The 14,277-nt window shown below is 70.8% G+C and carries 10 protein-coding genes; 4 read left to right on the top strand and 6 right to left on the bottom strand.

Annotation, left to right across the window (positions count from 1 at the left end; genetic code table 11):
* Positions 1-190 precede the first annotated feature (190 nt).
* Together OG472_RS37930 and OG472_RS37925 are read left to right on the top strand one after the other, a co-directional pair.
* Positions 191-1,468 carry a PP2C family protein-serine/threonine phosphatase gene (locus OG472_RS37930; RefSeq protein ID WP_405942651.1) on the top strand — a complete coding sequence of 426 codons (1,278 nt, stop codon included), beginning with the start codon at positions 191-193 and terminating at the stop codon, positions 1,466-1,468.
* A 101-nt stretch (positions 1,469-1,569) separates the two neighbouring features.
* The gene (locus OG472_RS37925; RefSeq protein WP_401605958.1) at positions 1,570-2,586 is read left to right on the top strand and encodes an MASE1 domain-containing protein; all 1,017 of its coding nucleotides are present in this window, start codon (positions 1,570-1,572) and stop codon (positions 2,584-2,586) included.
* A 92-nt stretch (positions 2,587-2,678) separates the two neighbouring features.
* Here the strand turns inward: OG472_RS37925 and OG472_RS37920 are convergent, their stop codons facing one another.
* The 5 genes from OG472_RS37920 to OG472_RS37900 form a co-directional block, all read right to left on the bottom strand.
* A complete protein-coding gene (locus tag OG472_RS37920; RefSeq protein WP_405833582.1) occupies positions 2,679-3,734 on the bottom strand; it encodes a tartrate dehydrogenase in 1,056 nt (351 codons plus the stop codon).
* 57 nt (positions 3,735-3,791) lie between these two features.
* On the bottom strand, positions 3,792-4,685 hold the full coding sequence (locus OG472_RS37915; RefSeq protein ID WP_405942650.1) for a LysR family transcriptional regulator: 894 nt from the start codon (positions 4,683-4,685) through the stop codon (positions 3,792-3,794).
* Positions 4,686-4,688: 3 nt separating this feature from the next.
* Positions 4,689-5,468 carry an MBL fold metallo-hydrolase gene (locus OG472_RS37910; RefSeq protein ID WP_405942649.1) on the bottom strand — a complete coding sequence of 260 codons (780 nt, stop codon included), beginning with the start codon at positions 5,466-5,468 and terminating at the stop codon, positions 4,689-4,691.
* A gap of 181 nt (positions 5,469-5,649) precedes the next feature.
* Complete coding sequence (locus OG472_RS37905; protein ID WP_405942648.1) at positions 5,650-8,796, bottom strand: type 2 lanthipeptide synthetase LanM family protein; 3,147 nt, start codon at positions 8,794-8,796, stop codon at positions 5,650-5,652.
* Positions 8,797-8,863: 67 nt separating this feature from the next.
* Positions 8,864-9,952 (bottom strand): mersacidin/lichenicidin family type 2 lantibiotic, encoded by a 1,089-nt coding sequence (locus tag OG472_RS37900; RefSeq protein ID WP_401605948.1) that lies wholly within the window; start codon positions 9,950-9,952, stop codon positions 8,864-8,866.
* Positions 9,953-10,284: 332 nt separating this feature from the next.
* On the opposite strand from OG472_RS37900, the gene OG472_RS37895 reads away from it, so the two are divergent.
* Complete coding sequence (locus OG472_RS37895) at positions 10,285-11,658, top strand: DUF2079 domain-containing protein (protein ID WP_405942647.1); 1,374 nt, start codon at positions 10,285-10,287, stop codon at positions 11,656-11,658.
* Positions 11,659-11,885: 227 nt separating this feature from the next.
* Here OG472_RS37895 and OG472_RS37890 read toward each other — a convergent pair whose 3' ends face one another.
* Positions 11,886-13,016, bottom strand: coding sequence for an NADH:flavin oxidoreductase (locus tag OG472_RS37890; protein WP_401605944.1), 1,131 nt, complete (start codon positions 13,014-13,016; stop codon positions 11,886-11,888).
* A 262-nt stretch (positions 13,017-13,278) separates the two neighbouring features.
* Here OG472_RS37890 and OG472_RS37885 point away from each other — a divergent pair, with 262 nt between their 5' ends.
* Complete coding sequence (locus OG472_RS37885) at positions 13,279-13,782, top strand: MarR family winged helix-turn-helix transcriptional regulator (protein WP_405943240.1); 504 nt, start codon at positions 13,279-13,281, stop codon at positions 13,780-13,782.
* The last annotated feature ends 495 nt before the right edge of the window (positions 13,783-14,277 follow it).

Here is a 14,277-nt window from a genome sequence, read left to right as displayed (position 1 = left end):
GATCAGGGTCGTGTCAGGAGACCGGGATGCGCCGCTCAGGTGAGGGGTTGTACGAGCGGATCCGTCCTGCCCTGCAGGCAGACCCGAGGACGTCGGCGCGGAAGCGGAGCAATCCTGACGCCGAGCGCTCGTGATGGCAGGGGACGAGGAAGGGAAACACGGGGGGCAGCCGCACCTTCCCGACCTGCACGTGCGGCTGCGTACCGAGTTGGCCAGGATCGACGAGCAACTTCGCTCCCTGCTGGCCGCCATGGACCGGCTCCAGGGCCTGCTGGATGCGGTGGTGTCCATCAGCCAGGAGGTGGAGCTGCCCGACGTGCTGCACCGCATCGTGACCACCGCCATGGACCTGGTCGGCGCCCGCTACGGGGCACTGGGCGTACTCAGCGAGTCCGGCGAGCACTTGGAGCAGTTCATCACCGCCGGCCTCTCCGAGCAGGAACGGGCCGATCTGGCCGAGACGGGTCTGCCCCGCGGTATGGGTGTCCTCGGGCACCTGATCCACCACCCCGAACCCCTGCGGGTCGACAGCATCTCGGCCCATCCGTCGTCTGCCGGGTTCCCGTCCGGCCATCCGCTCATGCACACCCTGCTCGGCGTCGCCATCAGCGTCCGCGGCGAGATCTACGGCGACCTCTACCTCTCCGAGCGGCGCGACGGACATCCCTTCGACGTCCATGACGAGAACGTCGTCGTCGCCCTGGCCAGTGCCGCCGGAATCGCGATCGAGAAGGTCCGGCTGTTTGAACGTGTTCGCCTCGGAGCCGAGCAATTCCAACGGCTTCTGCTGCCTACCCTGCCGGACCTGCGGCCCTTCACCGCCGCCGCCATCTACCGGCCCGCCGCCGAGCCCAGTCAACTCGGCGGGGACTGGTACGACGCCATCCCGCTGGCCGACAACATCGTGGCGGTCGTCATCGGTGATGTGGTCGGTCACGACCTGGAGGCCGCGGCCTCCATGGCCTCCACCCGCAACATGCTGCGGGCCCTGCTGTTCGACCAGAGCAACCCGCCCAGCGCCATCCTCGCCCAGCTCGACCGCACCCTGCAGGCCATCACGAGCAATCCCGTCACCACCACGACCCTGGCGCGCATCGCACCCGAGGAACCGGGCTGGCGACTCCACTGGAGCAGCGCGGGCCACCTCCCACCGCTGCTGATCGCCCCCGGGCACCCACCGGAGTACCTCTTCGCCGAGCCCGGGGTACCGCTCGGGGTCGACCCCGAGCAGCCACGCCCCGACCATTCCCGCTTCCTGCCTCCGGAGTCCACCGTGGTCTTCTTCACGGACGGGCTGGTCGAACATCCCGATCACCCCATCGACGAGAGTCTCGACCGGCTCACCGATCTCGCCGCCAGGTACGCCGCCCTGCCCCTGCAGGAGTTCGTCCAGGCCCTGGCCGATCACCACCCGAGCGACGGTCACGACGACCTGGCCATCCTCGCCCTGCGCACCCCGCGCCTCTGATCCCCGTGTCTCTCACTTCCGGCTCGACAGTGCCCTGGAGGATCCGGGGGATCCGACGGATGATGGACGTCGGGGCGATGTCGATGCGGAGGTGTCGCCTGATGACTGCCGCGCGGCCTGAACGGCTCCGGCAGGCCGGCCTGACCGCCCTGGAGATCTGCGCCGTCGCCGCGCTGTACTACGGCTCAGCCACGCTGGGACTGATCCAGCAACTGGTGGGAGGCCAGGTCACCCCCCTGTGGCCGCCGACCGGTATCGCCCTGGCGAGCCTGCTCCTATGGAGTCCGCGGGTCTGGCCCGGGATCGCGCTGGGCGCGTTCCTGGTCAACGTCCCGCTCGGCCCCTCGATCCCGGCCGTGCTCGCGATCGTGGCGGGAAATACGCTCGCCCCCCTTTGCTCGTACGCGCTGCTCCGTCGCACGGGGTTCCGCAACGAATTGGACCGTCTGCAGGATGTGCTGGGGCTGATCTTTCTCGGTGCGCTCACCGGGATGCTGATCAGCGCGACGGTGGGCAGCGGGACGCTGGCCCTGGCCGGTGCGCTGAGCGCCGAGGAATTCTGGCCGACGTGGTCGGTCTGGTGGACGGGCGACGCGATGGGCGTACTGGTGGTGACGCCCGTCCTGCTCGTTCTCCGCTTCGCACGCTGGCCGAAGGATGCGCGGCCGTCCCGTTGGGCGGAGGGACTGCTGCTTCTGGCAGCCACCGTCTGCGTCGGTTTCCTCGAGATCAGCAACACGCCGCTCATGTTCCTCGGCTTCCCGCTGCTGATCTGGGCGGCCTTCCGCTTCCAGCTGGCCGGGGCTGCGCTCTGTGCCCTGTCCGTGTCGACCTTCGCCATCGTCGCCGCCGCCCGCGGCTCGGGCCCGTTCGCCGGTCATGACCTGCTCACCAACATGATCACCCTGCAGGCGTTCAACGGTTCTTCCTCGCTGACCGCGCTGCTGGTCGCGGCCGCCGTCAGCCAGCGCAACCAGACCCAGAAGGAGATCGCGCGGGCCTGCACACTGCTGGCCGAGATGGTGGCCAAGGCCACCGCCGGTGACCGCCATCCCAGGCTCCCCGATCGTGGGGGCGAGGGGGAAGCGGACGGCGGACGAACCGGGTGGCCGACGTGACGGCCCGGTGTGCGACCGAGCACCGGGAGCGGTACGGCTGCTCCACTGGGACGAACCATCGGATGAGGGCGGTGCCCGGCCTCGCCGTCCTGTCAGAGGTGCCGGAGGACGGCGGATGTGAATTCGGCGGTGGAGGCGCAGCCGCCGAGGTCGCGCGTGCGCAGCGAGGTGGTGGCCAGGACGCGGGCGATGGCGTCGGTGACGTCGGCCGCAGCCTCGGGGTGGCCGAGGTGGTCGAGCATCATGGCGGCGGACCAGATCGCGCCGATCGGATTGGCGACGCCCTGCCCGGCGATGTCGGGGGCGGATCCGTGGACCGGTTCGAACATGGACGGGTACGCGCCCTCCGGGTTGAGGTTGGCGGACGGGGCGATGCCGATGCCGCCGGCCACGGCCGCCGCCAGGTCGCTGAGGATGTCCCCGAAGAGGTTGGAGGCGACGACGACGTCGAAGCGGGCGGGTTCGAGGACGAACTTGGCGGCCAGCGCGTCGATGTGCTCCTGGTTCCAGTCGACCGTGGGGTGCTCGGCGGACCGCTCGGCCACCAGCTCGTCCCAGAACGGCATGGTGTGCACGATGCCGTTGGACTTCGTCGCCGATGTGAGGGGGCCGCCCCGCCGTTCGGCGAGGCCGAAGGCGAAGTCGACGACCCGGGTCACCCCGGCCCTCGTGAACACGGCCTGCTGTACAGCCATTTCATCGGGGCCGCCGCGGTTCATCCGGCCGCCGATCTCGCTGTACTCGCCTTCGGTGTTCTCCCGGACGACCACGAAGTCCACCTCGCCGGACGCGGCCGCGCGTACCGGGCTGGGAAGGCCGTCGAACACGCGGATCGGGCGGAGGTTGACGTACTGGCTGAAGGCCCGGCGGATCGGGATGAGCAGCCCCCACAGGGAGACGTGGTCCGGCACACCCGGGTAGCCGACCGCGCCGAGGAGGATCGCGTCGTGACGGCGGAGCTGCTCCAGTCCGTCCTCGGGCATCATCGTTCCGAGGCGCAGGTACCGCTCGCAGGACCAGTCGAACTGCTCGTAGGCGAAGGTGATGCCGTGGCGCTGCCCGACCGTGTCGAGGACCTCCCGTGCCGCCGGGAGGACTTCGGTGCCGATGCCGTCACCGGGGATGAGGGCGATGCTGTGGTTCGTCATGGCTCGCATTCCAGCAATCGGGCGCAGTCCGGGTCCAACACGTATCCCCGATGTCCCTCATAGGCTGCTCCTATGAGCCGGCGGGACGGCGATCTCCAGGAAGGCGCCGGCCGCCGGCGTCAGCTGCGCATTGCGGCTGACCAGGATGTTGTGCTGGAGGGAGGCCGGTTCCAGGTCGAGGACCAGGGCTCCGGCCCGCTCGGAGAGGTCGGCCCAGGATTCCGTCACCACCGCCAGCCCGACCCCCGCGAGCACCAGGGGCAGGAAGGCCATGCGGTGTTCGGTCTCCACCGCGATGCGGACGTCGATGCCCTGTGCCTTCAGGTCGTCGACGTAGGCGCGGATCCCGGTCCCCCGCTGCCCGACGATCAGCCGGTGACCTTCGAGCTGTTCGCGTTGAACCGCCTGTCCGGGCGGGAAGGGGCCGTCCACCGGGGCGACCAGGACGAGCCGGTCCTCTCCGACGTGGTGCGGGACGACCTCCCGGCTCGGCAGCGGCGACGAGGTCGTCAGCAGTCCGAGCTCGCAGCCTCCCGTGCGCACCATCTCGACCACGTCCTCGCGGGTGAGGGCGACGCGCAGGCTGAGCGACACCGCCGGATGGCGCTCGGTGAAGCGCTGGACCATGGTGCTGAGGGGTTCGACCGTGGGTGAGGCCATCGCGGCGATCTCCAGGCGTCCGGCGCGCAGTTCACGGACGGCACCGACACTGGCCCTGGCGAGCTCCAGGGCGTGCAGGGCTTCCCGTGCCCGGGGAACCAGTGCGGTGCCGGCCTCGGTGAGGACCACCCTCCTGCCCATCCGGTGGAACAGGCGGCTGCCCACGTCGCGTTCCAGGCCCTGGACGGCCTGCGACAGGGACGGCTGGGACACGTAGAGTGCCACGGCCGCGCGGTTGAAGCCGCCTTGGTCCACGATGGCGAGGAAGTACGTCAGCTGCCGGAAGTCCACGGTTCAGCGCAGGCCGTCCGCGACGAACCGCACGCTCCCGTCACCGCCCCGCCGGAGCAGGCCGGCGGTGGGGGCGGGGAAGTGGCTGCCGATCACGAGCGTTCCCGTGTCCGCGTACCGGTCGACGAACGCCCGCCGGGTGGCAGCGGCCTGCGCCACGTCGCTGTCGGCGAGACCGGCCACATCGGGTTCGATGAACTGCACCGGGTGGTGCACGAGGTCACCGGTGATCACGGCACGTTCCCCGCCGGACTCGACCACGACCACGACCTGGCCCGGGGTGTGCCCGGGAGCGGCTTCCAGGCGCACGCCTTCGCAGACCTGGTGATCGGTTCCGACGAAGTCGACCAGACCCTCGTCGATCAACGGCTGCATCGTGTCGTGGAGGCCGGCGTCCGCTTCGTCCGCCCAGTGGTCCCATTCCGCGCGTGTGACCAGGTGACGTGCCCGGGGGAAGGTCGGCACCCATGCCCCTTCCACCAGGCGCGTGTTCCAGCCGATGTGGTCGAAGTGCAGGTGGGTGCAGACCACGGTGTCGATCGACTCCGGCGGATAGCCGAGAGCGGCGAGGTCTTCGAGCCACGTGGTGTCCAGCATTTGCAGGAACGGCACCGACGTCCGGGCATTGCCCACGCATGTGTCCACGAGGATCCTGCGCGTACCGGTGTCCACGACGAGCCCGTGCACGGAGAGTACGAAGGTGCCGTCCGCCCTGCTGTAGTCAGGAGCGGGCCACGGGTACCTCTTCAGGAGCGCGGTGTCCTCCGTCCGCAAGGCCCCCATGAAGGGAACAGGTACCTCCGCCTCCAGCACTTTGTGAATCGTCGTCCCACCGATACGCCACGTCGCCATTCGAGCCTCCACTTGATGGTGGATCGAATAATATTGACGTTCGGCATAAATGCGCAATATTTTGGAGTGGCCCGAGACGCCCGGCCCGGCCCGAGGTGGCGCCCCCCGCAGCTCAGCCGTACCGGGGTGGTGCGGCAAGGAGCAGCACCGGCGGGACCAGGGCAGGGTTGGCCAACCGGAGGAAGCCGTAGCCGATGCCGGCGACGCCGGTCATCAGCCCGGGTGATTCGACCGCGCGGGGAATGCCGCAGATCCAGCCCTCGCGCTCGATTTCGTCGAGGACCCGCGCCGCGACCACGGCCGCCCGCGCGCGCAGGGACGGTTCACCCAGAACGTCGGCCGCCGACAGCAACAGTTCCACGTTGCCCAGGTCGCCGTGGCAGAGGCTGTGGTTCTGCCCGAAGCCACGGCTCAGCGTGGTGGCCACGGCGGTGCGCGCCTCCGAGCGGATGGCGGGGTCGGGCGCATGGCGCAGCATGGCCAGCCGCCCCAGGCCGATGCCGGACGCGCCGTGGCACCAGGCCGTCATGGCGCCCGTGCCGTTCCGGTCGGGCCGGGTGCGCAGGTCGGGCCAGTTGCCCTGGTCGGCGTCGTACAGATCGCGTTCGTAGGCCAGCGCGTCCAGGGCCGCCGTCCGGAAGCGTTCCCGCCCCGTGAGTGCGGCCAGCTCCAGCAGCGCCCATGCGATGCCGGCACTGCCGTGGGAGAACCCTGTGAGGGGTTGTGCGCCGAGGGCGGGATTGAGCCAGGCCGGCCCGCTGCCCGACGGGCGGGCACGAGTCAGCAGATGGTCGCCGCACCGGGTGGCGGCCGACAAGGCCGTCGCGGAGGGGCGGACCCTGTGCAGGCAAGCCAGCGCGGCGATGCAGCCGGCCGCGCCCGCGATGACGTCGTGCTGATCGTCCAGCTCGATCGAGGGGGCGATCAGGCCGGCCAGCTCCTCCGCGAGGCCGAGCAGCTTCGGATCCGACCACAGCACGCCGAGATGTGTGAGTGCGTAGACCGTTCCGCCCCAGCCGGTGAAGCCGCCGATGCCGTACGGGCGGGTCCGGTCCCGCTCGACCTGCCGCAGCATCGTCCGGGTGGCCGCCCGCGCGAGGTCCGTGTGGTTGCGCTCCCCGGTGACCCCGCCGAGGTAGCCGAGGAAGAGCGCGATTCCGGCCGTTCCGTCGTACAGGTCCTGGCCGGGGACGGTGATGGACCACTGCCCGGGGCCGGCCGGTGAGAATCCCCACCACGCGGCATCGCCGTCACCCCGCAGGGCCATGCCCGCGAGCCGCTCCCCGGCGGAGCGCGCGGCGGCCATCAGGCGCTCCGCGCCGGCCGTGCGGGCGGGTTCGTCCGGGCCGGCCGCCGGTACCGGGCGCGGGGCGCGCGGAACGCCGTCCCGGCGGCGCTCCGCCGTCGCCATGGAGGCCCGGATGAACCACACTTGCCGTTCGAGGTCGTCGGTGCCGAGCTTGCCGAGCCGGCGCCCGGCCCGGTCCAGCCCGGACTCCGCCAGGAACCCCTCGAGGCGGACGCCGGTCCCGGTCACCACGTCGCGGGAATCGGCGCGGGCGGTGAAGACCGGCACGTCGCCGTTCCACAGCTCCTCGCGCTCGTACTCGGCCACCCGGGCCAGATACGGCCGCAGCCGGGTCTCCACCAGGAGGCGGTGGAACAGCAGGTCCCGGTCCAGTGCGTCACGCAGCAGCCGTGGGTGCAGGCTCTCGTACAGCAGCACCCCGTACGTCCGGGTCTCACGGAGGATCACGCGCACCTCGTCACGGGCGAACGCCGCCAGCGGCCCCGAGGGGTGCGACAGCGCATCGCGGTGGCCGAGCAGCAGGCCGTACGTCTGCCGGAAGCCGGCGACGACCTCGTTGACGTAGTCACCGGGATCCACCTCGTGCCCGGGCAGGGACGGCCGGTTGCGGCAGCCCGTGAGGGGCACCGGCTTGCGCGCGACCCGCATCGTGTCCGTGCCGGCGTCCTGGTGGTACGGCACCGTGTAGGGCGTGAGCTGTCCGTCGGATCCGCCGATGCCGCTGGCGTCGAAGCCGGGTGAGTCCGCGGTCGCCCAGCTCCGCTGCGGCAGCAGGCCCACGCGGAGTACGGAGCCGGAGAGCAGGTCCACCGCCGTGTGCTCGGCCTCCGTTGATGCGTCGGCCTCCACCGACGGGTGCAGCAACGCCTCCAGGTCGACCATGACCGGGTGCTCTCCGGCCGCGATGACGTTCTCCGCGTGGAAGTCCATGCCCTCCAGCACGTACAGCAGGGCCAGGTAGCCGCCCTGCCGCAGATAGAAGCGCCGGACCGCCTCCGGCGACTCGCAGGGGGTGTTCTCGACGCACTCCATCCACCCGTACGCACCACGGTCCAGAACGCCGAGGACACGGAAGGGCGGGGTGGCTCCGTGGCGGTTGAGCCAGGAGAGGAGCGCGTTGAAGTGCATGTCCACGGCCATGGGGCGCGGCTTGTACATGACGCGCAGACCGGACGAGAACGTCGCCATGCGGACCGAGCGTCCGCGCCGGTGGCTGTCTCCGAGCCGGCCGTCCAGCCGCACCACGACGCCCGGGGACGCGCCGGGGACGAACGTACCGCGCACCGCGTCGACGTCGGCCTGGAGGCGCCCGAGGAATTCCAGGCCGGAGTCCAGCCAGTGCCCGGCCCGAACCGCCAACTGGCGGGCCAGGACGGGGTACGCGTCCAGCAGGGCCCGGGCCGCGCGCGGATCCCGCAGCCGCTCCGTGAAGCACTCGAACCGCTGCTCGGCCGTGCGGCCGTCCAACTCGCCCCGGAGGCGGGCGAGCTGCAGCTCCGTCACGAGCGTGCGGTTGACGGTGTGCGAGAGCTCTGCCAGCAGGTCCCCGGTCAACGACCTCTCGACGGACTGGGCGTCGAAGCACGGCGTGCCGTCGCCGACGAGGGCGCGTCGCCGCTCGCGGAACCGGCTGCGAGTCTCGGCGACGAGCGGCCCGACCAGGTTGAGGAATCCGTACGGCGGCCGACCGAGGTCATGGCCGGCGGGCCGGGCGTATGCCGTTCGCAGGTCTTCCCACCACGGCGGCGGGTCGACGCCTTCGACGAGCTCGGTCGGCCGTACGCCGAGGACATCCCGGAACTCGTCCTCGCCGACTCCGGTGTCCGTGAGCCAGCGCGTCAGTCCGTCCCCGTGCGCGAACTGCGGCTCGGATCGCCACTGGGCGAGGCGGGCGCGCGCGGTCTCGGGGTCGGAGTCACCGCGGCCGGGCCGGGGAGCACCGGCGCGCACGAGCGCGATCCGCTCATCGAACGTGAGCGCGCCCGGCCAGGCTGCCGGTCGGACCGTCCCCCGCGCTTCACCTGTCACAAGTGCCCGAACTGCAGGACCGGGTCGAGCAGCCCGCGGTGGAGCAGCAGATCTCGTAGTTGACGGTCAAGGTGCCCCGGAAGTAAGGCATCTCGGGGGCGGCAGCCGCCCACGCCTGCAGCGCGGGAATGTCCAGCTCGATCTCTCCGGCAGGACTGGGCGGCAGGATGTCCCGCTCGGCGGTCTGGAGGCTCAGCAGGTAGCGCGGATCCAGCCAGGCCCGGGGGACGTCGATGCCGACGAGCAGGTCCTGCAAGGCGCGCGCCCAGTTGTAGGCGCTCTCCAAGGCAGTGTCCAGGCGGCCGTCGTCGTGACCGTCCATGGTCATGGACAGGGCGTCCGCACCGTGGCGGGCGATCCGCTGGACCGTTCCCAGCTTCTGCTCTTCCGCGGGAATCCGGCCCTGCGTCCCGTTGGTCGTCCGTCTGACCGCCTCGTGCAGCGCGACCATCCCAGGACTGAGGAAGGGGGTCAGGCCCGATCGGCCGTCCGGTTGCGCGGGCAGTCCCGCGAGGCCGAACGCCCCGGTGACCTCCTCACTGGTCAACACGGACGCCGCACGCTCGAACAGGGAACCGAGTCGACGTTCCGCGAGGGCCATGGCGGCACCCCCGCTCTGCTCACACGACACGCGCAGGGTGTCGGCGGCCTCTCGCGCCGCCCGGCGCAGCCGGGGCTCGGTCGTGGCCGAGCTCTGCTCGACGAAAACGACGGCCGCCTTGCGCAATCCGGCGGCCGAAACGCCCAGCCCGTCGATCACTCCGCCCGAAAAGGCCACCCGCTGGGCCGCATCGGGCCACTCCGGGTCCCGTCCCACCAGGGATCGGAAGCCTCCGAGGGTGTCGGCCACCCGGTCGGGCACGCGATGGTACTTGGCGGGGCAGTTCGCGAAATCGTCGGCGATCGCGACCACCACATCGATCACGGGGTCCAGCGCCCGGCGTGCGTACAGCGCCCCGATCGGATGCCATTCCCGACCGTACGGCTCATTGGCTTCAGCGTTGGGGCCCATGCCAAAACCTCCTTGGAGGAAGCAGGTGCCGGATGGCGGGATGCACGGGAGGGCCGGAGTCGGCACGGCATCCCTCTCCCTCCAACGTAGGCCCATCCGCACGGGCACGCACACGCGACCTACCGGAGGAACGCACCAGTACACCCACAGAAGGCCCAAGATCACTCCCGCACCAGCGTGTCCGGAGTGAACGGGCGCGTGATGTCGTTCATTGTCGATTCCGTACCGGCCTGAGGACATGGTCCTGGGCCGCGAGGTAACGGACCACGTCAAGCGAACGGGACCAGTCAGTGCGCCTGCTGGGGGCCATCACACGTCCGGAGCCCTCCCCCGCAGGCGAGGGACGTCTGCGGAGGAGGCTGCCCGCCGATCGCGCGTTGCCGTGGGCCCTGGCCGCGGTGTTCTTCGCCTTGTACACGGCACTGTCCGTGCGGCTGCACCAGAGGCTGCTGACCACCGGCTACGATCTCGGCATCTTCGAGCAGGCCGTTCGCTCCTACGCCCATGGCCGTGCGCCGGTCTCGGCGTTGAAGGGGCCCGGCTTCAATCTGCTCGGCGACCACTTCTCCCCGGTCCTCGCGAGCCTTGCCCCCCTCTACCGGATCTTCCCCTCGCCGATGACCCTTCTCGTGGCGCAGGCAGCCCTTCTCGCTGTTGCCGTCGTACCGCTGAGCCGCTGGGCCTACCAGGCTCACGGCCGTACGGCAGCACTCGTGACCGGCATCGGCTACGGGGCCTCATGGGGAATCGCCTCGGCAGTGGGCTTCGATTTCCACGAGATCTGCTTCGCCGTCCCGCTCCTGGCCTTCTCGGTGACGGCCCTGGGCAACGAGCGCTGGCGCGCGGCCGCGGGATGGGCGCTTCCCCTGCTCCTGGTGAAGGAGGATCTGGGCCTCACGGTCATGGTGATCGGCGCCTACATCGCCTGGCAGGGCTCGCGCCGCCTGGGCATGGCCACTGCCTTCGTGGGGCTGGCGGGCACCCTGCTGGAAGTCCTCGTCGTCATTCCGGCCTTCAACCCCCACCATTCCTATTCCCACTATGAGCGCTTCGGCGGAGCCGAGTCACCGGGCGGCACCACCCTGCTGGGCCTGCTGCACCTGCCCGTGGACCTGATCACCCCGCAGGCCAAGGTCATCACCCTGATCCTGCTGCTGGCGCCCACCGCGTTCATGGCGCTGCGCTCCCCCTTGATCCTGCTGGCCCTGCCCACGCTCTGCTGGCGCTTCCTGTCCGCGTATCCGCCCCATTGGGGAACCAGTCACCACTACAGCGCCGTCTTGGTGCCGATCATCTTCGGGGCCTTCGTCCACTCCCTGAACCGCTGGGCCCCTCACCGCTCGACGCAGGACCGTCGCACCCTGCGGACCGGACTGGCCATCAGCAGCGCCATGACCGCTCTGTTGATCGCCGGCTTTCCCCTCGCCGGACTCGCCGATCCGCTGACCTGGCAGACCCCACCACGAGCCGCCGCCGCACACCGCGTCATGGACAGGATTCCCGACAACGCGACCGTGGCTGCCGCCAACCGCCTCGTCCCCCAACTCACCAACCGGTGCACGGTGACGCTTTTCGGCTTCCCCGACATCCCCCTCACGGCCGACTGGATCATCGTCGATGCCAAATACCCCATGGGGTTCCCGATCTCGGCCCAGGACGAGTCCCACGCCCTCGACCAAGCCCGCTTCGGCGGTTACCGCGCCGTGGCCCAGGACGACGGATTCCTCTTGCTCCACCGCTCCACACCCGGACCGCAGGCCAGCGTCTCGTGATTCCGTTGGCGTTACTTGATCTCACCGCGGTCGGCCCCGTCCTGCGGGAAGTGCGCTTCGCGGTGTCCGACCGGAGCGCGAACGCCCCGTGACCTCGGGGGACCGATGTCGCGGGGCGCCCTCGGGCCGGCCGTCCGGACGTCCGGACGGCTTCCGGCTGGCGGCTGGCGGCTGGCGGCTGGCGGCTGGCGGCTAGCGGCTAGCGGCTGGCGGCTAGCGGCTGGCGGCTAGCGGCTGAGCGACTTGAGCGCCGCCGCGTCGTACGGCTGCAGCTCGTCGAAGCGGTTGCCGAGGACCTTCGCCGCCCACTGCGGGTCCTGGAGCAGCGCCCGGCCGACGGCGACCATGTCGAACTCGTCGCGTTCCATGCGGTCCAGGAGGTTGTCGATGTCACCGAGCGCCGCACCCTCGCCGACGAAGGCGCGGATGAAGTCGCCGTCGAGACCGACCGAGCCGACGGTGATGGTCGGCCGGCCGGTGAGCTTCTTGGTCCAGCCCGCCAGGTTCAGGTCCGAGCCCTCGAACTCCGGGATCCAGTAGCGCCGGGTGGAGGCGTGGAACGCGTCGACGCCGGCCGCCGCCAGCGGGGCCAGGATCGCCTCCAGATCCTCCGGGGTCTGCGCGAGCCGTGCGTCGTAGGCCTCCTGCTTCCACTGCGAGTAGCGGAAGATCACCGGGAAGTCGGCCGGGACGCGCTCGCGGACCGCGGCCACGATCTCCGCGGCGAACTTCGTACGGGCCACCGCGTTGCCGCCGTAGGCGTCGGTGCGGCGGTTGGTCCGCTCCCACAGGAACTGGTCGAGCAGGTAGCCGTGGGCGCCGTGCAGCTCGATGCCGTCGAAGCCGATCCGCGCGGCCTCCGCGGCGGCGTCGGCGAACGCGCCGATGACGTCGTCGAGGTCGGCGCGGGTCATCGCCTTGCCGGTCCCCTCGGTGCCGTCGACGCGGATGCCGGAGGGGCCGACGGCGGGGGCGTCGGCATACGGTGCCTCGCCCTGCCTGCGCACCATGCCTATGTGCCACAGCTGGGGCACGATCGTGCCGCCCGCCTCGTGCACGGCCGCGGCGACCTTCGCCCACCCTGCCAGCTGGTCCTCGCCGTGGAACCGCGGCACCCGGTCGCTCTGCCCGGCGGAGTCGTGACCGACGTAGGTGCCCTCGGTGACGATCAAGCCCACGCCCGCGGCGGCCCGGCTGGCGTAGTACGCCTGCACGTCCTCACCGGGAACGCCGCCGGGGGAGAACATCCGCGTCATCGGCGCCATCGCGATGCGGTTGGGGACGGTCAGGCCGTTCAGCTTGACGGGCCGGGAGAGGATCTCGGCCGCACGGGAGGCGGTGGACGTGGTGACGGTCATGCGGGTCCTCCGGGTTAAGGCTGTGGCTCGTCGGGGTGACAACGAGAAGTGCATAGTACACATGCTATGTATCATGCATATTGCCGCGCCGGCCGCCGCATGGACGCCATCGGCCGTCGTCGACCGTCGTACGGCGCGGCGCCGCCCCGCCCGCGGGCCGAACCGTGCAGGGGTCCGCCGGCCGCCGGGTTCACAGGTCCGCGATAATGGAGTGTCGGAAGGAGCGGGAGGCGCAGTGCTGGAGAAACTGGAGCGGGAGCTGATGCTGCTCTCGCGGCACCAGGTGCTTGCCCGGCGCGAGCGCGACCCCGAACGCCTGGAGCGGTCGGCGTACCTGCTGCTCAGCCGAATCGACACACAAGGCCCCATGTCCATCGGACAGTTGGCGGAGGCCTTCGGGCTCGACACCTCGACCGTGAACCGCCAGACGGCCGCGCTGCTGCGCTGCGGACTGGCCGAGCGCGTCGCGGACCCGGACGGGGGCATGGCCCGCAAGCTGCGCATCACCGTTGAAGGCGGGCGCCGGCTCTCCCAAGACCGTGAGGTCAACCAGTCCTGCCTGGCCCGGGTGGTCGCCAACTGGTCCCCTGAGGAAGTACGGGAGCTGGAGGACGTCCTGGTCCGGCTCAACCGCAGCGCCGAGGCCCTCGAAGGACGGTACTGGCCGCGCACGGAGGAAGACGACACCCCCGCGGCGTGCCACCCCCCGGTCCCGCACGGCTCCCCGGCTCCGGCTCCGCAGGCACCCGCGACTCCCGCCCCGTAGGAACACCCGCGGCCCGCCCCGCGAAAACACTCGCGCATCAGCCGGCACCCAGCCCCGGCGAGCGGCCGGCCCCGATCGGCTGGCGGCCGATTCCGGGCATTGGTGCTGTCCATCCGGGCCAGGTATCACGGAAGGGCGGCCACCGGTAAGGGCTGTCCCACTGCTCCTGGCCAGGGCCCTGCTTCGGTCGGCTCGGAGGCTGCTGCTGCTGCTGGCAGAATGCCGATCATGACTGCATACCGAAAGGCCAATGCCGCGTAGGCGGCCGGGTGCGCTTCGTACCCGACACCTTGGGCGGCCGCGTAGGTGGGACAAGCCGCCACCGGAACGGATCCATGGGCTCTCTGCCCACACCAGCACCGCAATCCGCCGCGCCGAAGAGCTCGGATCCGGCTTCCTCTACCCGGGCGCCATCGGTCAGGCCCTCCGGCGGTACGAAGCGTTCCTCAACCCTCCCGGGCGTCGGCCTCTCTACCCGCAAGACCCGGAGTGTGG

Origin of the sequence: Streptomyces sp. NBC_00207 (genome assembly GCF_045160965.1) — a bacterium.
Lineage (GTDB): Bacteria > Actinomycetota > Actinomycetes > Streptomycetales > Streptomycetaceae > Streptomyces.
The sequence above is the reverse complement of the archived record's forward strand: the minus strand, read 5'-3'. Positions and strand labels throughout refer to the sequence as shown.